The 25010-nt window shown below is 54.0% G+C and carries 18 protein-coding genes; 8 read left to right on the top strand and 10 right to left on the bottom strand.

Features of this window, described 5'->3' with window-relative positions; translation table 11 throughout:
- Positions 1-53: 53 nt before the first annotated feature.
- From FHW66_RS18930 to FHW66_RS18920, 3 genes are read right to left on the bottom strand one after another with little or no spacing between them, the layout of a single operon-like run.
- The gene (locus FHW66_RS18930; protein ID WP_255459065.1) at positions 54-1553 is read right to left on the bottom strand and encodes an efflux transporter outer membrane subunit; all 1500 of its coding nucleotides are present in this window, start codon (positions 1551-1553) and stop codon (positions 54-56) included.
- 5 nt (positions 1554-1558) lie between these two features.
- Positions 1559-4654: an efflux RND transporter permease subunit gene (locus tag FHW66_RS18925; protein WP_183381390.1), complete on the bottom strand. Its 3096-nt coding sequence runs from the start codon at positions 4652-4654 to the stop codon at positions 1559-1561.
- Positions 4647-5801 (bottom strand): efflux RND transporter periplasmic adaptor subunit, encoded by a 1155-nt coding sequence (locus FHW66_RS18920; RefSeq protein WP_183381389.1) that lies wholly within the window; start codon positions 5799-5801, stop codon positions 4647-4649. Before FHW66_RS18920 ends, FHW66_RS18925 begins: the two co-directional genes overlap by 8 nt.
- Before the next feature lie 369 nt (positions 5802-6170).
- Between FHW66_RS18920 and FHW66_RS18915 the strand changes: the two genes are divergently transcribed.
- The 6 genes from FHW66_RS18915 (at position 6171) to FHW66_RS18890 (ending at position 13410) form a co-directional block, all read left to right on the top strand.
- Entirely contained in the window at positions 6171-6866 is a 696-nt protein-coding gene (locus FHW66_RS18915) for a response regulator transcription factor (protein WP_183381388.1), read from the top strand.
- Positions 6859-8226 (top strand): sensor histidine kinase, encoded by a 1368-nt coding sequence (locus FHW66_RS18910; RefSeq protein ID WP_183381387.1) that lies wholly within the window; start codon positions 6859-6861, stop codon positions 8224-8226. Before FHW66_RS18915 ends, FHW66_RS18910 begins: the two co-directional genes overlap by 8 nt.
- A gap of 205 nt (positions 8227-8431) precedes the next feature.
- Positions 8432-10168, top strand: a complete 1737-nt coding sequence (gene msbA, locus FHW66_RS18905) for a lipid A export permease/ATP-binding protein MsbA (RefSeq protein ID WP_183381386.1) — start codon at positions 8432-8434, stop codon at positions 10166-10168.
- A gap of 13 nt (positions 10169-10181) precedes the next feature.
- Positions 10182-11297 (top strand): glycosyltransferase family 9 protein, encoded by a 1116-nt coding sequence (locus FHW66_RS18900; protein ID WP_183381385.1) that lies wholly within the window; start codon positions 10182-10184, stop codon positions 11295-11297.
- Positions 11298-11335: 38 nt separating this feature from the next.
- On the top strand, positions 11336-12331 hold the full coding sequence (locus tag FHW66_RS18895) for a glycosyltransferase family 8 protein (RefSeq protein ID WP_183381422.1): 996 nt from the start codon (positions 11336-11338) through the stop codon (positions 12329-12331).
- A complete protein-coding gene (locus tag FHW66_RS18890) occupies positions 12292-13410 on the top strand; it encodes a glycosyltransferase family 9 protein (protein ID WP_370543519.1) in 1119 nt (372 codons plus the stop codon). The genes FHW66_RS18895 and FHW66_RS18890 overlap by 40 nt, the downstream gene beginning before the upstream one ends.
- Positions 13411-13416: 6 nt before the next feature.
- Here the strand turns inward: FHW66_RS18890 and FHW66_RS21295 are convergent, their stop codons facing one another.
- On the bottom strand, positions 13417-14712 hold the full coding sequence (locus FHW66_RS21295) for an O-antigen ligase family protein (RefSeq protein WP_183381383.1): 1296 nt from the start codon (positions 14710-14712) through the stop codon (positions 13417-13419).
- Between the two features lie 2 nt (positions 14713-14714).
- Positions 14715-18173 (bottom strand): DNA polymerase III subunit alpha, encoded by a 3459-nt coding sequence (dnaE, locus tag FHW66_RS18880; protein WP_183381382.1) that lies wholly within the window; start codon positions 18171-18173, stop codon positions 14715-14717.
- A gap of 212 nt (positions 18174-18385) precedes the next feature.
- Here dnaE and FHW66_RS18875 point away from each other — a divergent pair, with 212 nt between their 5' ends.
- Entirely contained in the window at positions 18386-19288 is a 903-nt protein-coding gene (locus FHW66_RS18875) for a sulfurtransferase (protein WP_183381381.1), read from the top strand.
- Between the two features lie 92 nt (positions 19289-19380).
- Here the strand turns inward: FHW66_RS18875 and FHW66_RS18870 are convergent, their stop codons facing one another.
- On the bottom strand, positions 19381-19956 hold the full coding sequence (locus tag FHW66_RS18870; protein WP_183381380.1) for a flavodoxin family protein: 576 nt from the start codon (positions 19954-19956) through the stop codon (positions 19381-19383).
- A 187-nt stretch (positions 19957-20143) separates the two neighbouring features.
- On the opposite strand from FHW66_RS18870, the gene gluQRS reads away from it, so the two are divergent.
- Positions 20144-21049: a tRNA glutamyl-Q(34) synthetase GluQRS gene (gene gluQRS / locus FHW66_RS18865; protein WP_183381421.1), complete on the top strand. Its 906-nt coding sequence runs from the start codon at positions 20144-20146 to the stop codon at positions 21047-21049.
- Between the two features lie 8 nt (positions 21050-21057).
- Here gluQRS and FHW66_RS18860 read toward each other — a convergent pair whose 3' ends face one another.
- The 4 genes from FHW66_RS18860 to FHW66_RS18845 form a co-directional block, all read right to left on the bottom strand.
- On the bottom strand, positions 21058-22500 hold the full coding sequence (locus FHW66_RS18860; RefSeq protein WP_183381379.1) for a DEAD/DEAH box helicase: 1443 nt from the start codon (positions 22498-22500) through the stop codon (positions 21058-21060).
- A 350-nt stretch (positions 22501-22850) separates the two neighbouring features.
- The gene (locus FHW66_RS18855) at positions 22851-23534 is read right to left on the bottom strand and encodes a fumarylacetoacetate hydrolase family protein (RefSeq protein WP_183381378.1); all 684 of its coding nucleotides are present in this window, start codon (positions 23532-23534) and stop codon (positions 22851-22853) included.
- A 93-nt stretch (positions 23535-23627) separates the two neighbouring features.
- Positions 23628-24506 carry an SMP-30/gluconolactonase/LRE family protein gene (locus FHW66_RS18850; RefSeq protein ID WP_183381377.1) on the bottom strand — a complete coding sequence of 293 codons (879 nt, stop codon included), beginning with the start codon at positions 24504-24506 and terminating at the stop codon, positions 23628-23630.
- A 187-nt stretch (positions 24507-24693) separates the two neighbouring features.
- Positions 24694-25010: porin (locus tag FHW66_RS18845; protein ID WP_183381376.1), on the bottom strand; the 317-nt coding region annotated here is incomplete at its 5' end.

Raw genomic sequence — 25010 nt, 5'->3', positions numbered from 1 at the left:
AAGCCCACACCGAATGGTGTGGGCTTTGGACGGCGAGTTTACGGCTACTTTATTTAGTGTGATTCCGGACTTTTCTCGGCACTGATATCAGCATGCCACCAGCCGCCACCCATTGCCAGGAACAAGGCTGCACTGTCAGCATAGCGACTGGCTTGCGCCTGCGTCAGACTGATCACCGTCTGCTGATAGGCCTGGATTGCGGTCAACAAACTCTGTGGTGTCGCGTCACCCAGCTCAACCGAGCGCCTTGCAATGTCCAGACTCCTGGCTGCAGCCCGTTCGGCGAGCGACTGCGTACGCAAGGTGTCAGCATCAAACTGCAAGGTACGTAAAGCATCGGACACATTCTGGAAAGCCTTGATCACCGTGCTCCGATATTGTGCTGCCGCCTGATCCAAGGCGGCCTCAGCCGAACGCTTGCGATGCAACAGCGTGCCACCAGCAAACAGCGGCTGGGTCAACCCGCCAACTACGCTCCAGATGCCATTGCCGGAGGTGAACAAATCACTGAAGCCGTATGCGCTGCTGCCAACACCAGCGGTGAGCGTGATCTGCGGCAACATATTGGCTTTGGCGATACCGACGGCGGCGGTGGCAGCATGCAGCTGTGCCTCCGCGGCGGCGATATCCGGACGTTGAGCCAGCAATGCAGACGGCAAACTGACTGGCATCTGCGCTGGCAACTTCAAGGACTCCAGCGTGAACGTTTCTGGCAGTTCCTGATCTGGCAAGCTACCTGTCAGTGCCGCCAACAGATGACGTTGCTGCGACAAGGCGCTTTGCAACGGCGGCAGTGTGGCATAAGACTGCGCCAATGCAGTTTCCTGCGCAGCGACATCTGCCTGCGCCACATCACCGAGGGCATATTGGCGCTGCAACAGCTCGAGCAACTCTTCCTGCACGCGGATGATTTCCTGCGTCGCACGAATCTGTGCACGCAAGGAAGCTTCCTGTACCGCAGCCGCCACAACGTTTGAGGTCAGGGTCAGATAAGCCGCCTGCATCTGATATTTTTGTCCTTCGGCCACGGCCTTCAGGTTTTCCACCTGACGCTGATTACTCCCAAACACATCCGCTGTATACGCCACATTCAACTGTGCAGTGTGCAAGGTGTACAGCGCAGGCGTATTGTTGACGACCCGCTGGCGCGACGGAATATATTGCGCATTGACCGTCGGGAAGTAGGCACCCTGCTGTGCCGAGACGTTTTCCTGCGCGACTCGCAGTGCCGCCTTGGCTGCTTCCAGGTCAGCATTGGCATGCAAGGCGCGCTCGATGACGGCATTGAGCTCTGCCGAGCCAAACAGGGTCCACCATTGCGCCGGAATGTCCTGATCCATCACAAACTCCTGCGCGCCGCCAGCGAGCGTGCCATCGACTTCTTTAAGCGGCGCCAACGGCTCCGGTGTATAGCCACTGGCCTGAGGTGCCGCCGGCTTCTGATAGTCAGGACCGACCGCGCAAGCTGTCAGCAGCATGCTGGCAACTGCCGCAGCGACGATAGTCAGGCGCGCTGGCAGCTGCATGGATGATTTTTTACGTAAGGTGATCATGGTTCTTACCTGCCATCCTGAATTTGTATGGTGCCGCGACGGCTCTCGATAAAGCGCTCCATCGCAAAATAGAAAGCCGGCAAGATGAACAATGTCAACAATGTCGCCACGACCAGCCCACCGACCACCACGGTCGCAAGGCCGCGCTGTACGTCGGTGCCGACACCAGTTGCCAGTGCGGCTGGCAACATGCCGACCGAGGCAACGGTCGCAGTCATCAACACCGGGCGAAATCGCTCTGCCGCACCGGCCAAGACAGCCTCCTTGAGCGACAGTTCGGGATCACGTACACGATTGATATTGGAAATCATGATGATGCCGTTCTGTACCGCAACACCAAAGAGCGCAATGAATCCAACGCCAGAAGCCACATTGACAGTACTGCTGGTGAGATGCAGCGCAATCAGACCACCGAGTGCGGCCAACGGCACCACACCCAGAATCAGCATGGCATATCGCAGTTTGCCAAAGCCCGCATACAAAATGATGGACATCAAACCGATCACGAGGGCAAATACCAGAATCAGTCGTGCCTGAGCGCGCTCCTGATTTTCAAACTGACCGGCCCATTGCAGGCGGTATTTGGTCTTGTCGAATTTGACTTCGCGTGAGACCCGGTCCAGCGCATCGTTGTAATACGACAGTAAGTCACGATCCGCATAGTCAAGACGAATGGTGATCTGACGGTGGGTCGATTCATGGGTAATCGTGCTTTCACCAGTGGCCATCCGGATGTGAGCAATCTGCGATAAGGGAATGCGGGCACCGGTTGAGGATGTCAGCAACAGGTTACCCATTGCCTCGACGCTACTGCTTTGCTTCTTGTTGAACCGCGCTGTGACGTTGTAGATGCGATCGGCCACATACAGCTGCGTGACTGCACCACCACCAATCCCGGTCTGAATCAGATTGCTGACATCGGCGATATTGATCCCCAGACGTGCCGTTGCTTCGCGATCAATATCAACCACGATTTGAGGAATCGGCGGCTCCTGGAAAATCGATGCTTCAGCAGTTCCCGGTACCGTATTCAATACGTTGATGATGTCATTACCAATACGTCGCAGCTCCTTGAAATCGTCACCGTAAACACGGATCGCCAACGGACTATGCGAACCACCAACCGCATCGTTGACGCCATCGCTGATGGGCTGACTGATACCAATCGACATCCCTGGGATTTTCGCCAGACGCGCATTTAGCCGTCGCATGAATGCGGCCTTATTTTCTCCGGCCGGCCAGGTATCGTAAGGCTTCAGTCCAACCGGTGCCTCGATATGCGAAGGTGTCCATGGATCGGTACCGTCATCACTGCGACCAAGCTGCGTCACTGCAAAAGAAATTTCTGGAAATTCCAGCAAGGTGCGACGTAATTCACCGGCCATGTCACTGGCCTTCTCCAGGGAGATACCAGAAGGCAACTGCACCTGCATCCACAAGGCGCCTTCGTCCAGTTGCGGCATGAACTCGCGGCCAACAGTGGAGCCCAGTCCGATCACACCAGCCAGCGCCACAGCACCAATCAGATAGGCGATAGCCGTATTGTCCAGCAAGCTTCCCAGCAACTTGCGATAACCATTGCTCAGCCATTCCAGCGGCTTGTTGTGAAATATCTTGCGTGGCTTACGCAGCGCCATGTAGGCCAGCCCGGGAATCAGCACCACGCTGCAGATCAGCGCGCCGATTAATGCATAGCTGACGGTAAAGGCCATCGGCTGCAACAGCTTGCCTTCGGCACGTTCAAACGCGAACAGTGGCAGATACGCACTGATGATGATCAGCGTCGCGAAGAAGATCGGTTTAATCACTTCTGTCGTCGCCGCACGCACCTCGTTCTCGGTCAGTTCCACGGTCGGCTCAGCTTCACGCCGCCGCAGAATCGCCTCGGTGACGACGATGGCGCCATCCACAATAATGCCGAAGTCGATCGCTCCCAATGAAAACAGGTTGGCCGGCATCTTGGTCAGATACATCATGATGAACACTGCCACCAGTGCCAGCGGAATCGTGACAGCCGCTACCAGCGCACTACGCGGGCTGCCCAGAAACAGGATCAGCACAATACAAACCAGACCTATGCCTTCGAGCACAGTATGACTAACCTTGTGCACGGTCAGTTCGATCAAGTCATCTCGATCGATATAGGGCACGATACGCACACCCTGTGGCGCCAGCTGTGCCTGCAGCTCCGTCACCTTGGCATGCACCGACTTGATGACTTCCGAGGCGTTCTGATACTTGAGGAGCAGCACGATACCTTCAATCGTATCGGGATTATTATTCTTGCCCAGAATCCCCTGCCGTTCCTGATGGCTGTTTTGCAGCTTGCCCAGATCACGCACCAGAATCGGCACACCATTACTTTGCTTGACCACGATATTGCCGAGATCAGTCAGGCTATGCAGCATCCCGATACCGCGCACAACGTAACCTTGCTCACCACGGGTAATACGACTACCGCCGGCATTGGCATTATTATTGTTGATGGCGCTGGTGACATCGCTGAGCGCAATGCCAAAACGTTGCATCTGGTTTTGATCCAGCTCAATCTGGTACTCCATGGTGAAGCCGCCAAAATTATTGACGTCAGCAATCCCTTGCACCTGTTTGAGCGCCGGTATGACGACCCAGCGCTGAAGCTCCGAAAGCTGCATCAGATTCTTGGTATCGGACTCCAGTGTGTAGCGAAAAATTTCACCCGCGGCACCGCTGACCGGATCGAGCGAAGGGGTAATGCCACTAGGCAGGGTCGCCTGACCAATGCGCTCAGTGACGCGCTGGCGCTCCCAGTAATCTTCCGCACCATCCTTGAAGGTCAAGGTAATGAGCGACAGTCCAAAGGTACTGGACGAACGCATGTTGACCAGTCCAGGCGTACCGCTCAGCTGACGCTCCAGTGGAATCGTGATCTGCTGCTCGATTTCCTCGGCAGCCAGACCAGGAGCCTGCGTGGTGACCTGCGCCTGCACGTCTGCCAGTTCCGGATAGGCCTCAACGGCCATTTTGGTCCACGAAAAATAGCCAAAGATAGCGACCAGAATGGTCACCAGAATCACGGCATAGCGTTTCTTGAGGCAATAGCGAACGATGTCATTAATCATTGAGCAATACTCCACCTGCACCAATGACGCGTTCACCTACTTTGACACCACTGAGGATACGGACTTGCCCATTGTCTTCAAAACCGGTTTCCACAGTCCGCCGGGTGAAGGTCCAGGGTGCAACTTCCACGAACAAGGTAGTGCTGTCGTTATTCATCAGCAACGCTGAGGTGGGCACACTGGCGCTGACTGCCTGCGGTACCGGGAACGACGCGGTGGCATACATATTGGGCTTGAGCTTGCCCTCCTTGTTGTCGAGCGCGATGCGCACTAGCGAGCGACGGGTATCCGGTTGCAATACATCACTGATGAAGGAGACCTTGCCCTTGAACTGGGCATCCGGGTAGGCATTCAGGCTCAGCTTGACGCTCTGCCCTTTGCTGACATAAGACAGCATGTTTTCCGGCACGTTGGCAGTGACCCAGACCGAGTCCAGATTGGAGATGGTCATCACCGAAGCTGTTGCATCGTTGACGTTTTGCCCCAGACCGATACTGAGCGCAGTGATGCTGCCGGATACCGGTGCAAATACGGTCAGGCCACGACCACTGAGATCGGTACCGATATCGCCCAGGGCATGTACCCGGGTATCGGCGCGATTAAACTCATAGAGCGCCTGCTCGTAAGCACTTTCGGCCGCTTCCAGATCCTTCTGTGCACCGGCACCGGCCTGCTGCACGCCGCGCTGACGCTCCAGCGTCCGTTTCGCCAGTTGCAGGGCATCGCGCGCCTTTTGCTGATCCGAGGCCGCCTGGGCAAAGTCGCCCGAAGCAATCACCAGCAATGGCTGACCTTTCTTGACGCGATCACCCAGACCAACCTTGAGGGCGACAACCTTGCCCGTCAGCGGTGGCAAAATATTGACCGTCGTTGCCGGGTTGGCCTCAACCTGGGCTGGTAGCTCAACGGCATGCGCACTATCGGCCTGACTGGCCGTGACCACGCTGATACGCTGGCGCAAAGGTGAATTGGCTGGAATGACAATGTTGGGTCCCTGACGGACCATGAGCGCTTCCGGCTGGTTTTCCGCATGAACGAAACTACTGCGCATGCCAAGACTGATCGACAACAGGACCGCAGCGCCGAGCGCGGCACTGATGGCAATCGTCAAAGGACGCTTGGCAAGGGAATGAAATTTGTTTTGCATGACTGTGTTGGTTCAAGGTTTGAATTTCCGACACATTCTCATCTGACAATGTGGTCGCTGCTTCTGAATGCTCTGCTGCGATCCGACTTGCAGCTTGAACTTGCTGAATTTGCTCTTTTGGGGCGTTTATCCGACCGCTAGAATAAGCCATCGTCCTGTCGCGAATATGACACGACCCTGACAATAAACTGACAAGCCCACAATTTAAGAAATAGGGAAAAAATGAATCCTCCATTTTATGCAGCCGTTCTTCGCAGCTAGAATGATGCCCATTCATCAATGGGATGATTCGACCTGCTGCCGTTGTTGCGTTGTGGCGTTGTTGTCGTGTCATCATGCTGTCATCCCCACCTTCTTCCTGTCACCACCATGCATGTTCTTTTAGTTGAGGACGATCTCATTCTGGCCGATGGACTGTCGCGCGTGCTGCGCATGCACGGCATGGCGGTCGATATCGTTGCCACCGGTGATATGGCCGACATGCTGCTGCAACGTACGGATATTGCGGTACTGATACTCGATATCGGTCTGCCGGGTATCGACGGCTTTGAAGTGGTGCGACGCCTGCGCGCACGAGGCAGTTCGCTGCCAGTGCTGTTGCTGACGGCACGTGATGCCATTTCGGATCGCGTGCGCGGCCTTGAGCTGGGCGCTGACGATTATCTGGTCAAGCCTTTCGCTACGCCTGAACTGGTGGCCCGCATCAAGGCACTGGTACGCCGTAGCAGCCCGCAATCGCACGAATTGCAGATCGGCAATCTGTCACTGGACCAGTTCAGCAAGCGCGCCTACATCGATGGCAAACCACTCGAACTATCCGTACGGGAATGGGCGGTGCTGGAGTACCTGATCCAGCAAATCGGCCGGGTTGTCTCAAAGCAGCAGATTATTGAAGCCATTCTGACCTGGAATGAAGAGGTTTCACTGAATGCAGTCGAAGTCTATGTGTCACGTATCCGTACAAAAATTGCCGCGTCCAACCTGAACATCCGTACCATCCGCGGCTTCGGCTATGTACTGGAAAAACAGGAACAACAAGACCCGCGCGGGCCCGAGCATGCATAGCATCCGAGTAACATTGTTGAAGTGGCTGATCGCGCCACTGGTCCTGACCAACCTGATCGGTGCTGGCCTGACCTATGGCCTGGCCTGGGTTCCCGCACAAACCGCCTTTGACCAGAGCCTGGCCGATGGTATGTGGGCACTGATACCGCGTATCCGCGAAGTCGATGGCCAGCTACAGGTCGATCTGTCAACCGAGGCTGAACAGGTTCTGCGGGTGGACCATTTTGATTCCATGTTCTTCGTGGTGCGGACAGCGTCAGGTAAACCAATCGCCGGAGATCATGATTTTCCGGCGCTCAATCCAAGTGCAGAAATCAACGAACCGGTTGCCTACGACGGCTTCATGCGCGGTGAGCCGATCCGCATTACCACCATTCGCACCCAGATCGGCGATACCCCTGTCTTCATTGGTGCTGCCGAAACACTGCGCAAGCGTGAACACATCCGCAATCTGATTCTGAGTTCTCTCGTGGCGCTGGAAATCCTGCTTACACTGATCCTGATCGGCATCATGTGGATCGCGGTAACACGCGGTCTGCTGCCACTCAAACGTATGCAGTCGGATCTGGGACAACGTGACCACAATGATTTTTCGATCATCGAAAACCGCCATCAGCCGCTTGAACTGCAACCCGTCAGCAATGCTCTCAACAGTCTGCTGGACAAGGTCCGCGAGAGCGCGGCCGGCCAGCGCAATTTCCTGGCTGACGTCGCGCATCAGCTACGCACTCCGCTGGCTGGGATCAAGCTGCAGCTTGAATGGCTGCAGCCCAAAGTCCAGGAAGATCGCGAAATGGCGCACTCCACCAAGCTGATGATGTCGTCGACTCAGAAGATGATCCGTCAGACCAATCAGTTGCTGGCACTGGCACGGGCCGAACCAAGTCGCTTTGAGAAAAAACAGCTGGTGCCGTTGGATCTGGCCAAACTGGTAGAGTCCTCGATTCAACATTTCGTCACGGAAGCCGACAAGAAAAACATTGACCTTGGCTTTGATCTGGAACCCACCCTGATCAAGGGAGATCCTTACCTGCTCGGCGACATGATCGACAATCTGATCGACAATGCGATTCGCTACTCGCATGTTGGCGCTGCAGTAACGGTGCGTTGCTACACCGATCCCGGTGATGGCATGGGCGTATTGTCAGTGGAAGACTCGGGACCAGGTATCGCGCTGACCGATCAGGAACTGGTCTTCAATCGTTTCTACCGCGTGAGCAACAAAGTTCATGGCAGTGGTCTGGGGCTCTCGATTGTGCGTGATATCGCCAATGATCACGATGCACAGATCAAGCTGATTTCCGGCGGTGGCCAGCCAGGAACGCTGTTTATGGTGCGCTTTCCACCGATGTCACGTTGAACACGTCGAGACCGGCTTACGACAATGTTTCATATTGGAAATACTTCTCAAATCAACCAAGACTTCGCGGCTTCTTTGCGGGTGTCAAACCGTCATTTCGCCATGCCCTTGCATTACAATGACCGGTTTATTTGACATTGTCGCTGCAGCACGGGAGACCAGCTTCATGGTGCCAATCCATTTGCCGTATTAAGTAAGGAAGAACATGTTTTTGCCGTCCAATATGAAGAGGCTTGCGAGCCTGCACTGGCCCTATAAACAACGCCTGGCACTGGCGTTTCTCGCGATGATCGTTACCGCAGCGACCGAACCGGTTGTGCCGTACATTTTCCAGGTATTGCTGGACAAGGGTTTTGTGGGTAAGCCTACCTTTTCATTGTGGCTGGTTCCGGCGGCAGTGATCGGAATCTTCTTCATCCGCGGCATCGCTACTTTCACCAGTTCTTACATGATGACCTGGGTTTCGACCCGTGTGCTCAACGAACTACGCCGGCAGATGTTTGCCCGCATGATCGATCTGCCAGTCAATTTCTACGCCACCAATACCGTGGGCAAAGTGATCAATTCGATCATGTTTGAAGTGCAGCAGATTATCGATATGGTGACCAAGGTATTTACCTCGATCATCCGCTCGCTACTGACGGTGATCGGCCTGCTGGGATGGCTGTTGTACCTGAACTGGAAACTGACGATCGTTACGTTGATTCTGTTGCCATTGGTGACGGTGGTGGTACGCATGACCGGCAAGCGCCTGAAAAAACTCAACCGCGACTCGCTGGCCGTCAATGCCGAGATGACCCAACTGATTGAGGAGACCACCCGTGCCCAGCAAGTGATCAAGATTTTCGGTGGCCAGCACTACGAAAAAAATCGTTTCCATGAGCGTGCAGAAAATCTGCGTCGCTACACCATGCGTATGACGACTGCCTTTTCTGCAACGGTGCCGATCACCCAATTGATGACCGCTATTGCCGTGGCAGCGGTGATTGTGCTGGCGCTGGTTGAATCCGGCAATGGCCAGATTACCGTCGGTGGCTTCGTCTCGTTTCTGACTGCCATGCTGATGTTGCTGGCACCGCTGAAGCAATTGGCGGAAATCAACGGTCCCCTGCAACGCGGCATGGCGGCTGCCGAAGAAGTCTACAAACTGATCGACAAGGATACTGAACGAAGTGGTGGCAAGCCCCTGGCGGCGCGTAGCACTGGACGTCTGCAACTGGTGAATGTGGATTTCTCCTATCCAGGTCATGAGCAGCTTGCCCTCAAGGGCATCAACCTCAGTGTGCAGCCGGGCGAGACGATTGCCTTCGTGGGCATGTCGGGAGGCGGCAAATCGACATTGGTAAGCCTGATTCCTGGCTTCTATTCCGCCACAGGTGGTGAAATTCTGCTCGATGATGCGCCGATTGAATCCATTTCTCTGATCAGTCTGCGGCAGCAAATTGCGATGGTGAACCAGAATACCGTTCTGTTTGACGATACGCTTGCTGCCAATATTGCCTATGGTGATGCGACACCTGACCCACTTCGGATAGCCGCAGCAGTCGAAGCCGCGCATCTCAACGATGTTGTGGAGGGAATGCCAGAGGGTCTGCAAACCCGAATTGGCGACAACGGTTCGCGCCTCTCGGGTGGTCAGCGTCAGCGGGTCGCCATTGCGCGTGCGATCTACAAGGATGCGCCGATCCTGATTCTGGATGAAGCCACCTCAGCGCTGGATACGGAGTCTGAGCGTGCAGTACAGGCAGCACTGGACCGTCTGATGGAGGGTCGGACCACGTTTGTCATTGCACATCGTCTCTCGACCATTGAACGCGCTGACCGGATTGTCGTGCTGGCGCACGGACAGATCGTCGAAGTCGGCAGTCATCAGGCGCTACTGGCCAATGAAGGAACTTACGCCAATCTGTATCGCCTGCAATTCTCACAACAAGCTGCCTGACCCGGATTCACTCATGCCACAGACACTCATTCCTGCCGAGCTGCTCAAGAAATCCAACAAGATCTTGTTCATCGCCCACCTCGCACTGGGCGACTTCACTTATCTGCAGAATTTTTTTCAGGCGTTCGCTCGCGCAAATCCACACCTGGAAGTGCATCTCTGGGTCGATGAGGTCCGCCGCACGAGCGACACAACACAGTGGGGGCATCTGCAGAAATACGCACTGTATGACTGGGTCGAGGCTTGCCCCTTCTTCCACAAAATCTATCGTCGCACCTACAGTCCCGCACTGTATGAGGAGTCGATCCGCGAAGCGCAACAGGAGCAGTATCCGATTGTAGTGTCACTGGCAACACTGCGGCCGCATCTCTATGCAGAGCTGGCACGCAGTATCAGTCCCGATGGACTGGTGATCGGCATGCGCGGTCGTGTCAAACTATTGACCCTGCATCATCTGCTGGCCTACCGCAAACTGAATGCCAGCTTCGCCCCGTTCGCTGCGCAACGTGACAAACAAGCCCATATCACGGATGTCTACGCCGACTGGTTTTCCCAGCTCAGCGGCTTGCAACTGATGCCAGGCGAACGATTTCCGTTCGTCGACATTCCTGCACAATGGAACCAGTACGCTTCTGAAAAACTGGCATCGTGGGGCGTACAGGGGCTGCAACCACGTGACAATGGCAAACTGGTCTTCATCAATCCGTATGCCAAGACAAAAAAGCGCTGCTGGACCCTGGAGCAGGTAGCAGAATTGATTGTCGAGCTGCAGCATCGTCCACAATGGCGCGACAGTACCTTTATCGTCAATGCCGTACCGCAGGAACTGGCGCATGCGCGTAGTGTCATTGGTGCGCGCCAATTGCAGCGCACAGAACTCTTCAGCGCCGAAGAAAATTTCTTTCAATTGCCAGCTATCCTGGCGCAATGCGACCTGATCATTTCGGTAGAAACTGCCGTCATGCACCTAGCCAACGCGGTGCATGTACCAGTCATCGCCCTGATGCGCCAAAAGAACCCGGAGTGGGTACCCTTCGATCACAGCAATAGCATCGTTATTACTGCAGCACGTCGTCGCGACTGGGTCAAAGCAGTCGCTGTTGAACAAGTTCTGAAAGTGATTCCATGAGCCAGCCTCAAGCGCAAGACAACTCGGTTATACCCACGATGCAATCTCCGCTTCGTGACAACAATGGCAGTAATGGCAGTAATGGCAGTAATGGCAAAGCCTCGTTTCATATTGCCTTTTGTGTGGATAACCATTACTTCCGCGCCATGGGCGGTACCATTGCCTCCATTATTGCCAACAACCCGGGCCAGCATTTCACGTTCCACGTCCTGGCGTTCGAAGTCTCAAAGGAGCATCAGCGGCGACTCAAGCAGCTGGAACAGATGTACCCGGTCAGCACCCAGTTGCACCTGGTAGACATGTCGATCTTCAGCCAGTTTTCGCATCTGCTCGGTCACACGCACTACTCGTTGGCCATTTTCTCGCGCCTGATGATTCCCAGTCTGGTGCGCGAACAAACTGATCGTGTGCTGTATCTGGACGCTGACATCCTGTGTTTTAGCGCCGTTGATGAATTAGTAGACATGGATATCAGTGCCGATATCGCGGTGGTAGTGCCAGATGCCCCTGTGACACGACAACGCCGGATTGCAGCGTTGGGCCTGAAGCACGAAGAGTATTTCAACAGTGGCGTGCTGTTCATCAATGTCGAGAAGTGGATTGCGAACGGCATGACCGAGCAGACCATGGAAGTACTGCTCAACAGCAAGGGTGACATGCGTTTCAGTGACCAGGATGCGCTCAACATTGTCTTCAATGGCAAGGCACGCTATATTTCCCCGCGCTTCAATTATTTGTACGACCTGATTCACGACCTCAACGTCAGCAAATTTGCGATGCGCCCAGTCGGCAAGGCTGTGTTCGTGCACTTTGCGGGCTCAGTGAAGCCTTGGACCGAATGGAGCGGGCACGATGCTCGCAACCTCTTCCGCAGCTATCTGGCCAAGTCCCCGTGGGGCGACATGCCGCTCGACCCGCTACCGATCAATACCAAAGAAATGCGCATGCATTCCCGCTTCATGTTCCGCCAGGGGCGACCATTGGAAAGTTTGAAATGGTATATCCGGTATTTGCGCAAGCGGCATGCGAAATAGACTTCCTACAACGTCGTCAAGATTCAGCTTCAAAGTTCAACTATATGCAAATTCAAAGTTCACATATTCTCGTCTACAGAACAGATAATATCGGCGACGTTATCTTGACTTTGCCCATGATTGCCAAGCTGAAGCAAATCTTCCCACAGACAAAAATTAGTGTTTTGTGCCGAGCCTATGCAGCACCGGTCGTACGCTATTGCACCGATGTCGATGAGGTTATCGAGCTGGAAAGCATTACTGGCTCTGTAAAAGATTTTCTTAAACAGTCAGACATTGATACAGTCATTGTGGCGCAACCGGATAGAGCACTGACCAAGTCCTCATTCTCGGCACGGATAAAGCATCGTATTGGTAACGCCAGGCAGAAACTGTATCTGTTGTTTTACTGCAATCGCCGAGTACGATTTAGCAAAGGATTGTCTGATGATCATGAAGCACAGATCAACTTCAACTTTCTGCGTCCCTATGGTATTACCGCCATTCCGGATCGCTCGGAAATTCCATCTCTGTACCATTTCAACATCCCGGTCGACAGTGATATAAATCAGCAGTTTTCATCCTATGCATTCAATCTGGTATGCCATACCAAATCAAACGGCCATGGCCGGGAATGGCCGATCGGACATTACCAGCAATTGGCACAATTGCTAATCGCGCAGCCTGGAACACACATGTGGTTGACCGGTAGCGCTAAGGAAGGAAAATGGCTGGAGGAGAACGCGCAAGAATTACTTAGTCTCCCGAACGTCACCAATGTCTGTGGCACTCAATCACTGGCGCAACTTACCGCTTTCATCCATCAAGCAGATGGACTCATCGCAAGTGGAACTGGTCCGCTACATGTGTCTGCGGCGATCGGACAACGCACACTAGGGCTGTTTCCACCAACGCGACCGATGCATCCAGGAAGATGGGCAGCACTTGGCACCAGAGCAGAAAATTTGTGGATTGAGGACGGCTGCCCTGGCTGCAGGAAAATTGAAACCCCAAGCTGTGCTTGCATGCAACGCATCACTCCTGAGGCCGTACACAAGACTGTCTCTGCATGGATAAAAGACAAATCAATATCAAACTGACTCAAATTAGGCGGGAGGAAAAACTACTCCTCCCGTTTCTTCCTGTTTTCCTGCTTTGATGATCATTGCCAAAAAAATTGAAATCAAGATCACGTAGTAACCACAAAGAACTGTCCAGAAGAACATTAGATCGGTCAGCCCAAAAGCAAAAAAACCAATCACAACAATACACCCAGCTTGCGCTGCAGCCCTGACCTGCGACGACTTACTCCTAAGCTCACTCACGAAGTAATAACCAGGGACAATATAAAGTGACAAGGTGGAAAGAAGTCCAAATATGCCGGAGATGGCCATATTGAAAAAGATTTCGTTATGGGAGTGTGCCAACGTCGTTAATTCTTTCGTCACCTCTTTCCGCTCCGCCATTGCCTTGATACTTGGCCCATAGTTCTCACGGCCAATACCGAATATAGGATGCTCCGAAAAAAGCTTCAGCGCAGCTCCCCACAACTGCAAACGAATCCCAGTTGCTGTGTCGCGCCCCTCTCCTTCTGAATAGCTGATCAAATCAGATTGTGTCCCATTGAGGCGAGTCCGCGCCTGCTGATTAAATGAGACCATCACCATTACCACCAGAAATACTCCAGCGACCCAGCCAATTTTTTTTCGCCAGGTGATCGGAGAGACAGTCAGAAGGAAGAACAAATATAATAGCGCAGCAACCCAACCTCCTCTGGTTGCTGTCAATACACTGGTATAAGCGCCTGCAATACATGCGAGGACCATGAGAAAAACGACGCTCTTGCGTTGACGAGTCTCGGCAACAAGCGACAAGAGGCTCAGGACGCCCGTTAACATAGCGATATCGGAATAGGCAATAATTGAGAGAAAACCTATATTTCCAAACCTGAATTGACCACCCTGGGTGAAAATAAATGCCTTGATCATTACGATGAGGGTCGCAGCAAAGAAACTCCAGCGCAACACCCGGAGACGGTCAGGTGGAACTATTAAAACCACCCAGAAAATAAGTGGGAACAGGGCAAGCCGCCAACCTCGGTCGTAATATTTGAATGCGAAATTGCCGCTCGACAGCTGATTTAAAAAAACAGCCAAGACAGACGAAGCAAAGGCTAAATGCAATGGCCAATAGTCTTTAAGCAAATTCAAAAATTGGAAATCGTTTTGCTGGCGGCAAAATATCAACATAATCAGGGCAATCAAGGCCAGAATATAGTAAATACCATTACCTGCGTCATGCACCGTCAACGCAACCAGTGGATATAAAAACAATAATGTTGCAATCCACTTTACCGGCGAACGTACTTCTTTTAACGTCATATTTTTCAACTTGTTATTCACTCTTAGTACTCCACTACAACGGCTTCCTGCCCAAACGATTCACGTAACGCGAATTGAAGTCCATCACTTGGCACCACACGCCAGGCATCCCCCAAGACCACCTCGCAACCGACTCCCGATTTGACGTACTTCATCACGAACGGCAAGCCCTGCTCCTGACGGTAGGTCGATAAGGTATCGCGCAGATACGAGGGCTCAATCTCTCTGGACAAGGACACCACGACACGCTGACCGTATTGGATACGTGCGGCGCCGATATCCATCACCTTCTCTGCGGAAATCCGCAAACCACCACTGAAACGGTCTTCCGATACCTTGCCCTGCACAATCAACAATTCGTCTTCCTTGAATAAAGCCTTGTTGGGCTCAAACAACTCGTTATAGACCGTTACGTCAGCGACTGCGCTGCCATCATCGAGTGACACGATCAGCAGTTTTCCGCGCTGTGTCATCTGCACCCGAATGCCGACGATAATACCCGCCAGTGAACGCGGATCACGTCCAGGCTCAAGATTCGATATCTTGGTCCTGACGAATTGCCGGACTTCTTTTTCATAGGCATCAAACAAGTGCCCCGACAGATAAAAGCCGAGCGCGGTCTTTTCTTCAGTCAAGCGCTGCTTGTCAGTCCACGGGCGAACCTGCACATATTCCAGCGGCGCTTCCAGATCACTGTCATCACCACCGAACAGACTTACCTGATTGGCCGCTGCATCAAGCTGCTCAGCATTTTCCCAGGCCAGACCGACCGTCGCCTGCAAAATCGCCCGATCGACACTGAAGCAGTCAAAAGCGCCAGCGCGAATCAGCGAGTCAACCGTACGGCGATTGATCTGACGCTTGTCGACGCGTTTGGCGAAGTCGAATAAATCCTTGAATGGTCCATCCTTGCGTGCAGCGATGATGGCTTCGATCGCGCCCTGTCCGGAACCTTTGACCGCACCCAGCCCATAGCGGATATGGACTGCCTTCTTGCCCGGCTCACCGACCGGTATGAAGCGGTAATCGGAGAGATTGATGTCGGGCGGCAACAGCGATAATCCGCAGATATCAACGGCATCTTCGACCAGAATCTTGATCTTTTCCGTATCGTCCATGGCCAGCGACAAGTTGGCTGCCATGAACGCGGCGGGGTGATGGGCCTTGAGATAGGCGGTGTGGTAAGACAGCAAGGCATAGGCTGCGGCATGGGATTTGTTGAAACCGTAGCCGGCGAACTTCTCCATCAAGTCGAAGATTTCGTCGGCCTTTTCCTGAGACAAACCATCCTTGGCAGCACCTTCGCGGAAGATCTGGCGATGCTGCGCCATTTCCTCGGCCTTCTTCTTACCCATCGCCCGTCGCAGCAAGTCGGCGCCACCCAGCGAGTAGCCTCCGACGACCTGCGCCATCTGCATCACCTGCTCCTGATACACCATGATGCCGTAGGTTTCGGACAGGATGCCCTCGGTACGCGGATCCGGATAGTCGAATTTTTCACCGTGCTTACGTTTGCAGAAGTCAGGGATCAGATCCATCGGACCCGGACGGTACAACGCCACCAGCGCAATAATGTCTTCGAAACGGTCTGGCCGTGCATCCTTGAGCATGCCTTGCATGCCGCGACTTTCCAGCTGGAATACGGCGACCGTCTTGGCCTTGGTCAGCAGATCGTACGAAGCGCGATCATTGAGCGGCAGCTTGGCCAGATCAAAATCCGCCATCTCGGGATCCAGCATTTTGATATAGCGGACCGCCCTATCAAGAATGGTCAGTGTCGTCAGTCCCAAGAAGTCGAACTTGACCAGACCGACGGCTTCGACGTCGTCCTTGTCGTACTGCGAGACCACGCCGGCGTCACCACCCTGGGTGTACAGCGGACAGAAATCCGTCAGCTTGCCGGGAGCAATCAGCACGCCACCGGCATGCATACCGATGTTACGGGCAATACCTTCGACCTGTTGCGCCAGACCCATCAATTGTTTGACTTCTTCTTCGTTGTCCAGCCGCTCTTTGAGTAACGGCTCTTCTTCGATCGCATCGGCCAGCGTGACCAATTTACCCGGCTTGAACGGAATCAGCTTGGAAATACCGTCACAGAAGTTGTAACCCAGATCGAGTACCCGACCGACGTCACGCACAGCACCCTTGGCTGCCATGGTACCGAAGGTAGCGATCTGCGAGACCGCCTCCTTGCCATAACGGTCCTTGACGTACTGGATGACGCGGTCACGCCCTTCCTGGCAGAAGTCAATATCGAAGTCGGGCATCGATACCCGCTCAGGGTTGAGGAAGCGCTCAAACAGCAAGTTGTATTCCAGCGGGTCCAGATCGGTAATCGAGAGACTGTAAGCCACCAACGAACCAGCACCAGAACCACGCCCCGGCCCAACCGGTACGCCATTGTTTTTGGCCCACTGGATGAAGTCAGCCACGATCAGGAAGTAGCCCGGAAATTTCATCTTGATGATGGTGTCATTCTCGAACTTCAGACGTGCCTCATAGCGCGGCCGTTCCTTCTCCCGACGAGCTTCGTCAGGGTACAGATGCTTGAGTCGATCCTCCAGACCAAGCTTGGTCTGCGCTACCAGAAAATCATCAATGGTCATGCCATCGGGCGTCGGGAAGTTAGGCAGCTGTGGTTTGCCCAAAGTCAGCGTCAGGCTGCAACGCTTGGCAATTTCGATCGTGTTTTGGATGGCGCCGGGCAAGTCCGCAAACAAGGCTGCCATCTCAGCCTGGGTCTTGAAGTTTTGCTGCTCGTTGAAGCGCTTGACGCGCCGTGCGTTGGCCAGAATTTCGCCTTCGGCGATGCAGGTCCGGGCTTCATGGGCAATGAATTCATCAGCTGAAAGGAACTGAATCGGATGCGTGGCCACGACCGGCAACTGCAAACGGGCTGCCAGCGCCACCGTCTGGCGTACCTGCAACTCCATGTTATGTTGTTGATAACGCTGGATTTCCAGATAAAACGCGCCTGGAAACATCTCGCTCCAGCGTTGCGCACAGCGCTCAGCCGCAGCCACGTTGCCATTGTCGATGGCGACACCAACATCACCCAGCTGCGCACCGGAGAGCGCGATCAGTCCATTGCCACCTTCTTCTTGGCGCAATTGTGCCAGCCACTCGGGACGAATCTCCGCCCGACCACGGTGCAGATTGGTCAGCCAGGCCTTACTCAACAGGTCACATAACTGCAAATAACCGTGATGACTCTTGACCAGCAACAACAAACGCGTCGGTTTGTCGCGGTCTTCATCATTACTGATCCAGACGTCGCAGCCTGCAATCGGCTTGACGCCCTTGCCACGCGCTGCCTTGTAGAATTTGACCATACCAAACAGGTTACCCAGATCGGTCACGGCCAATGCCGCCTGGCCATCCTTGGCAGCGGCTTTGACAACATCGTCGATACGCACCAGGCCGTCGACAATGGAATATTCGGAATGCAGTCTTAAATGTACAAATTGCGGTGTAGTCATAGGCTCGCATTTTACCGGCTCTATATGACATACCGCTCGGTATTTATGAATGGGGCACTGAGAATGTGGACCATCGCCAGCACAGAGGAACGGTGGCCCGCAACCGCTTCACCAACAGCGACGAATTGTTGGCAGATTACGACCAGAATCTGGGAAACTACAGGCCAAGGCGTTTATAATGCTGTCAATTCAAAGACTTAGGCATTTTCATCATGCAACAAAACACGTCCAACGACGCGCAATCTTACGTCAATATTGCTGCTTACAAATTCATCACCTTCGATGACACGGCTGAAAAACGCCCGGTCTTCCTGGAATTTTGCAAACAACACAATCTGCGTGGCACGATCATCCTGAGCCCGGAAGGAATCAACCTGTTTCTCGCAGGCAAACGCGATGACATTGATGCATTTCTCAGCTGGCTGCGCGCTGATAGCCGCTTTTCCGATATCGAAGTCAAGGAAAGCCTCTCCGAAAAGCAACCGTTCAATCGCATGCTGGTCAAGCTCAAGGCTGAAATCATCACCATGAAGCATCCGCTGATCAAACCCGAAGAGGGTCGTGCGCCCTTCGTTAATGCACCTACACTCAAACGCTGGCTGGATCAGGGACATGATGACAATGGCAAGCCCGTGGTCATGGTGGATACACGTAATGCCTTCGAAGTCGATGTCGGGACGTTTGAAAATACCATCGACTATCGCATCAACAAATTTACCGAGTTTCCACAGGTTATCGCCGACCATAAGGATGAGTTGAACGACAAGACCGTGGTGACCTTTTGCACCGGTGGCATTCGCTGCGAAAAAGCGGCGATTCACATGCAGAACATCGGCTACAACAGCGTCTATCAACTCGAGGGCGGTATTCTCAAGTATTTCGAAGAAGTCGGTGGTGCCCACTATCAGGGTGATTGCTTTGTATTTGACTACCGCACCGCGCTCAATCCGCAATTGCAGGAAACGGCGACCGCGCAATGCTTTGCCTGTCGCGCCGTCGTAACCCCACGTGAACAGCTCTCCCCTGCCTACGTGCCCGGTAAATCCTGCCCGCACTGCGCACCTGAGCTGGTGAAAGTGGCAAGCACGACAACTGCGGCACAAGCGCCTGCCTGAATCTGCATACACAGCACCAGACTGAAAAGCCCATCGGCATACTCTGCACGATGGGCTATTCGTTAAGTCAGTATGGTGTGCTGCGTTGGCATTTATTTCTTGAACTGGGCTGCCGTCTCAGCAACACGCTTACCGAACAGCTTGGCCGTTTCCAGGTCTCCCGGCAACGGTCCTTCCTCAGGGGAAGAATCAGACGGACTTTGCGCCATCAGACCACTGAAAGAGCCCACATAGTTGATGTCGTTACGCTGCGCTGCCTTGGAGTTCGATGGCATCAGGCCAGTACCGACCCAGATCATGCTGTGTTGCATGCCAAACGTGAACAGATAGTGCAAGGTTGATAACTTGTCACCATTCATGGTCGCCGAATTAGTAAATCCAGCACCGATCTTGTCCTTCCACTTCTGGCTGAACCAGGGCTTGGAGCTGGCATCGGCGAATTTTTTGAATTGCCAGGAGACGGTACCCATGTAGGTCGGCGAACCGAAGATAATAGCATCTGCCGCATCCAGAGCGGCCCATTCGGCATCGGTGATCGTGCCTTCAGCAGTAATGGCGATCAACTCAGCGCTGGTACCTGCAGCGCCTGCGGCACCGGCCTGTACTGCTTCGGCGAGCTTCTTGGTATGACCATAACCGGAGTGATAAACAATAGCGATTTTGCTCATGAGATTGTCCTTTGGTTAAAAGGTTAAAAGTAGTCCTGCATGCGACCAGTAAAGCGACGAACATCCTTGCGATAAAACTCTTCTACTATATGCTTTCATGTAACGCTTGGTAAGCATCACAATGTGAAGACGCAATTCAAGAAAACGGAACAATCGCGACCTGCCTATCGCACCTGCAACCACCATGATGTCGACGTCCCCCCAACGGCCCTATGTGGGCCGCTTTGCCCCCTCCCCATCAGGACCGCTGCATGCCGGATCTCTGGTAGCTGCACTGGCCAGTTATCTGGATGCGCGTGCACACAACGGCCGCTGGTTGCTACGAATTGAAGATGTCGATGAAACGCGTACCATCCCCGGCGCAGCCGATGCGATCCAGACTGCACTGTTGGAATTGGGAATGCAATGGGATGGTCCGGTGCTCGTGCAGAGCAAGCGCACGGACCACTATCGCCAAGCATACCGGACGCTGGAAAAACATGTCTATCCTTGCGGCTGCTCACGCAAGGAGATCATGGATTCACGCTTAGGTCTGGCAGCTGATGGAGCGACAATCTATCCGGGCACCTGCCGCGCTGGTCTGGCAGTTGGCAAGCAAGCTCGGGCACTGCGGTTAAGAGTCCCCGATACAGGCCAGTCTGGCGAGCACCAGCAATTTGAAGATCGCTGGCTCGGACAGCAGTCTCAGCATCTGGCCAGTGAAGTCGGTGATTTTGTATTGAAACGTGCAGATGGGTTCTGGGCTTACCAGTTGGCCGTTGTCGTTGATGATGCGCAACAAGGCGTCACCCATGTGGTGCGTGGCGCAGACCTGCTGGACTCAACCGCACGACAGATGTACCTGCAGGATTTACTGGGCTATCCCGCGCCAGCTTATCTGCACCTGCCTCTGGTGCGGCACAGCGGTGGAGAAAAGCTTTCCAAGCAAAACGGCGCGCAGGCACTTGATCTGTCACAGCCTTTGGCAGAACTGCAGTCTGCCGCGCGGTTTCTGGAACTCGATCTGCCATCGACACCGTCGCTGGCAAAATTCTGGGATCAGGCGCAAGCGGCCTGGCTACGCAAACTGGCGCGCTTGCCAGTGCGTGCCTGATACGGCAATCAGCGTTTGGGCAAGCCACCCAGCAAAGCCGCCACCTTGTGCTTGGGAGCCTTGGCGTTCGTCGGCTTGGCTGCGGCAACCGGGAGACTGTCGCTACTGGCGCTGGGTTCATAGGGCTTGAGGAACCAGGGGTCGACCTTTTCCTTGCGTGGTGCACCGCCGTTGCTGCGACCGTAGGATTGGGTATCCCTTACCGCAGGAGTACGCTCGACACGGTCAGCTCTACCACCCCGCTCACCGCGGTCTCCGCGTTCACCGCGCTGGCGTGGCACAAAACCTGTCAGCTCGGCACGCACAAATTTGATCTTGATCAGCTTCTCGATATCGACGAGCAAACGCTCATCCTTGTCACTAAACAACGAAATCGCGTCTCCGGAAGCACCCGCACGGCCAGTACGGCCGATACGGTGCACATAGTCTTCCGCGTTATAGGGCAGGTCGATATTGATGACGCACGGCAGTTCAGCAATATCGAGGCCTCGCGCAGCCACATCGGTGGCGACCAGTACTTCGACCTGACCTTGCTTGAAGGCTTCCAGTGCCGCCATACGCTCGCCTTGCGACTTGTCACCATGAATCGCGGAGGCCTTGACACCATCGTTCTCAAGCTGACGCGCCAGCTTGGAAGCACCGATCTTGGTGTTCGAAAAAACAATGACCTGCTTGAGTTGACGTTCACGGATGATGTGCGCCACAGCATCGCTCTTGGCGTCTTCATCAACCTTGTAAATGGTTTGCGTAACACGCTCGGCAGTTGCGTTGCTGCGCGCCACTTCGATAGTCACCGGGTTGTTCTGGAAGCTGGCTGCCAACTTCTTGATTTCAGGCGAGAATGTTGCCGAGAACAGTAAATTCTGACGTTGTTTGGGCAACAGATTGATAATACGCTGCAAGTCTGGCAGGAAGCCCATGTCCAGCATGCGATCAGCCTCATCCATGACCAGTATCTGGGTCTGCGACAGGTTCACAGTTTTTTGCTGCACGTGATCAAGCAGGCGTCCCGGTGTAGCAATCACGATTTCCACACCGCCGCGTAAGATGGCAGTCTGCGGTGCCATGTCGATACCACCAAACACGACGGTCGAACGCAAGGGCGTGAAGCGTGAATAGGCTTTGACGTTTTCAGCAACCTGATCGGCCAGCTCACGTGTGGGCGTCAGAATCAGGGCACGTACCGGATGGCGTGCCGGTGACATGCTGGTACTCGCATGCGCCAGCAACAATTGAATGATCGGCAGCGAAAAACCAGCAGTCTTGCCAGTTCCTGTTTGCGCCGCGCCCATCACATCACGTCCTTGAAGCACCACAGGAATGGCCTGCGCCTGAATGGGAGTCGGGTGAGTGTAACCCTGCGCCGACAAGGCCTTGAGGATATCGGGAGACAGGCCGAAGTCCTCGAAGCGGACGCTAGGCATTTCAGGTGTTGCAGTTTCAGGCAGCATGGTTTATAGCGAACCCTGCGTGAATCGGCACAATGTTCTGCTCAGCAGATTGCGACTGACACATTCGCGAAAAGGCTCTGTAACTTTCAGTGGTAACGGGTGGTGGAGATTGGTCTCGGCGAGCAACATGGAACAACGGCATTGCGTGATAACAGCGGCGATCAATATTGCTGTCGGTACTATTAACAACACAAGCCACCAGAGGCCAGAGATTGCCCGACAGAAACTGCCGGGCAATCGCTTATTATACGCCCTCCGCCATTTGCATCCGTGACAGTTTGATGTCTGGATGCAGCAAAGAGCGAAACTTGCACAAACAATTGCTAAATTAGCAATATTTCTATCTATGTTTAGCCAATTGTGATGTTCAGCGCAGGCAAACCATCAACATGGCCTTGCAAATGATCACCCTTGACCACCGCGCCAACACCTTCCGGTGTGCCGGTATAGATCAGATCCCCCGGGCACAGCTCAACCAGTCCCGACAGGTAGGAAATGGTTTCGGCGACGCTCCAGATCAGATCTGACAAATCGCCTTGCTGGCGCACTTCACCATTGACCTTGAGCCAGATTGTCCCCTTGTCGAGATGACCAGACTGAGTCACCGGCACTAGTGGTGCGCACGGTGCAGATTGATCAAAACCCTTGGCCATATCCCAGGGACGGGACAGCTTCTTGGCTTCGCTTTGGATGTCGCGACGCGTCATATCGAGACCGACCGCATAGCCAAACACCAGCGACAGTGCCTGTTCGACGGAAACATCCCGACCGCCTTTGCCCAGTGCAACGACCAGTTCGATCTCATGCTGATAATCGTTAGTCTTTGCAGGATATGGCACGACAGTGTCAGTCGGCACAATCGCATCGCTCGGCTTCATGAAGAAAAATGGTGGTTCGCGATGGGGGTCATGCCCCATTTCGCGCGCGTGTGCAGCATAGTTGCGACCAACGCAATAAATACGGCGAACCGGAAATGGATCACCACCGACAACAGGCACAGTGGTTATAACAGGAGCAGGAATGGCGTAAGTCATGTCAGGGGTCCAGAATGAAAACGATGCCGGAAGTGTAAAAGAAAACGCCTGCATCTGTCATGCGGAACCTCAGCAAGCAAATTAACAACCACTTCAGCCAGCAAATCGTGACTCTGGCAAGCCACGAATACCATCGAGTGTGATCCCAAACAATCCACCGGCAGCAAGCTCATTGAGGCGTTGTGTGGCATTCATGCCCTCGTGGGCAGTCGTGATATAGAGAGTATCGAATGCGGCGCCACCGAGTGCAGGACAACTGGGTTGAGATACCGGCAACGAGATACTGCGATCAAAGCTGCCATCAGGCGCATAGCGCGCGACCCTGGCAGCCCCCCATTGCGCATTCCACAGATAGCCATCGGCATCGATCAGGGAACCATCCGGCCCGCCTTGCACATCAGACAGATCGACGAAGACACGTTGATCGCCGATGGTGCCATCTGCATGATAGTCACAGCACATGATCTTGCCTTGCAACGTATCGCAAAAATACATACGGCTGCCATCCGGACTGAAGCAGACACTGTTCGAAATTGCGATCGAAGGCAAAGGCAAACGCTCCAGCTTCAGGTCTGCATCAAGTCGATAAAAACTGCCGATGGGAGCACGCTCGCTATCTTCATTCAATGTGCCGAATACGAAGCGCCCGTGACGGTCACAACGACCATCATTCAGGCGTGTCGTCGGCAAATCAGGTTCGACTTCACAAATCGGCGTGATGACCTCGGTCACCAGATCAAAAAATGCCAGGCGCGAAGCCAAGCCGATCAGTAATCGCTGCGGTTGTGCTGTCAACGCGAACACCGATAAGCGCTCCGGCATGCTCCAGCTGCGTAATGCGCCGTCTGCAGGGCGATGATTCCATAACCGTGACGCCTGAATATCAGTCCAGTAAACAGACTGACTGCGCTCACACCAGATTGCACATTCACCAAGTTCATGTTTACCGTCAACGATCAGTCTGGCCTGCATAGGATGCTTCCTCCTGGATAAGTGGCTCCATTTGCCACTGCACTAATAAACAAAGACAGTGGCAGCACAAATGAAAGAAGGCAAGTCGAAACTTGCCTTCTTTTTACGACCTTGCTACTTTTTTTAACAATCCGACAGTTGCCTGTCACGCTGCATCGCCCCCCGTAATGATCGGATCCTCATACGATCAGAACGAGTGGCTCACGCCGAAGTACAGGGCATTCATGTTTTGACCAGCAATATTGCCCTGGCCAGTCTCGATCGTGAAGCTGTTCTTCGAGCTGTTCTTCAGTGTACCAACGCTCACATACAGCAACGTGCGCTTGGACAGGCTGTAGTTCGCACCCAGCATGAACAGGTTCGAATCACCATAACCCTGGTTCACAGTCGCGTGATACGCCGCTGCAATCAGTTGCAGCGCTGGGTTGTATTGATAATTCACACCCAGCCAGTATTGATTCGATGTCGTTGGTGTCGCGGTCGCGGTCGGTGCGCGCAGATTTT

It is taken from the genome of Herbaspirillum sp. Sphag64 (assembly GCF_014192645.1).
Classification (GTDB): Bacteria; Pseudomonadota; Gammaproteobacteria; order Burkholderiales; family Burkholderiaceae_D; genus Herbaspirillum.
Note: the sequence above shows the minus strand (reverse complement) of the source record. Positions and strands in the feature narration are given on the sequence as shown.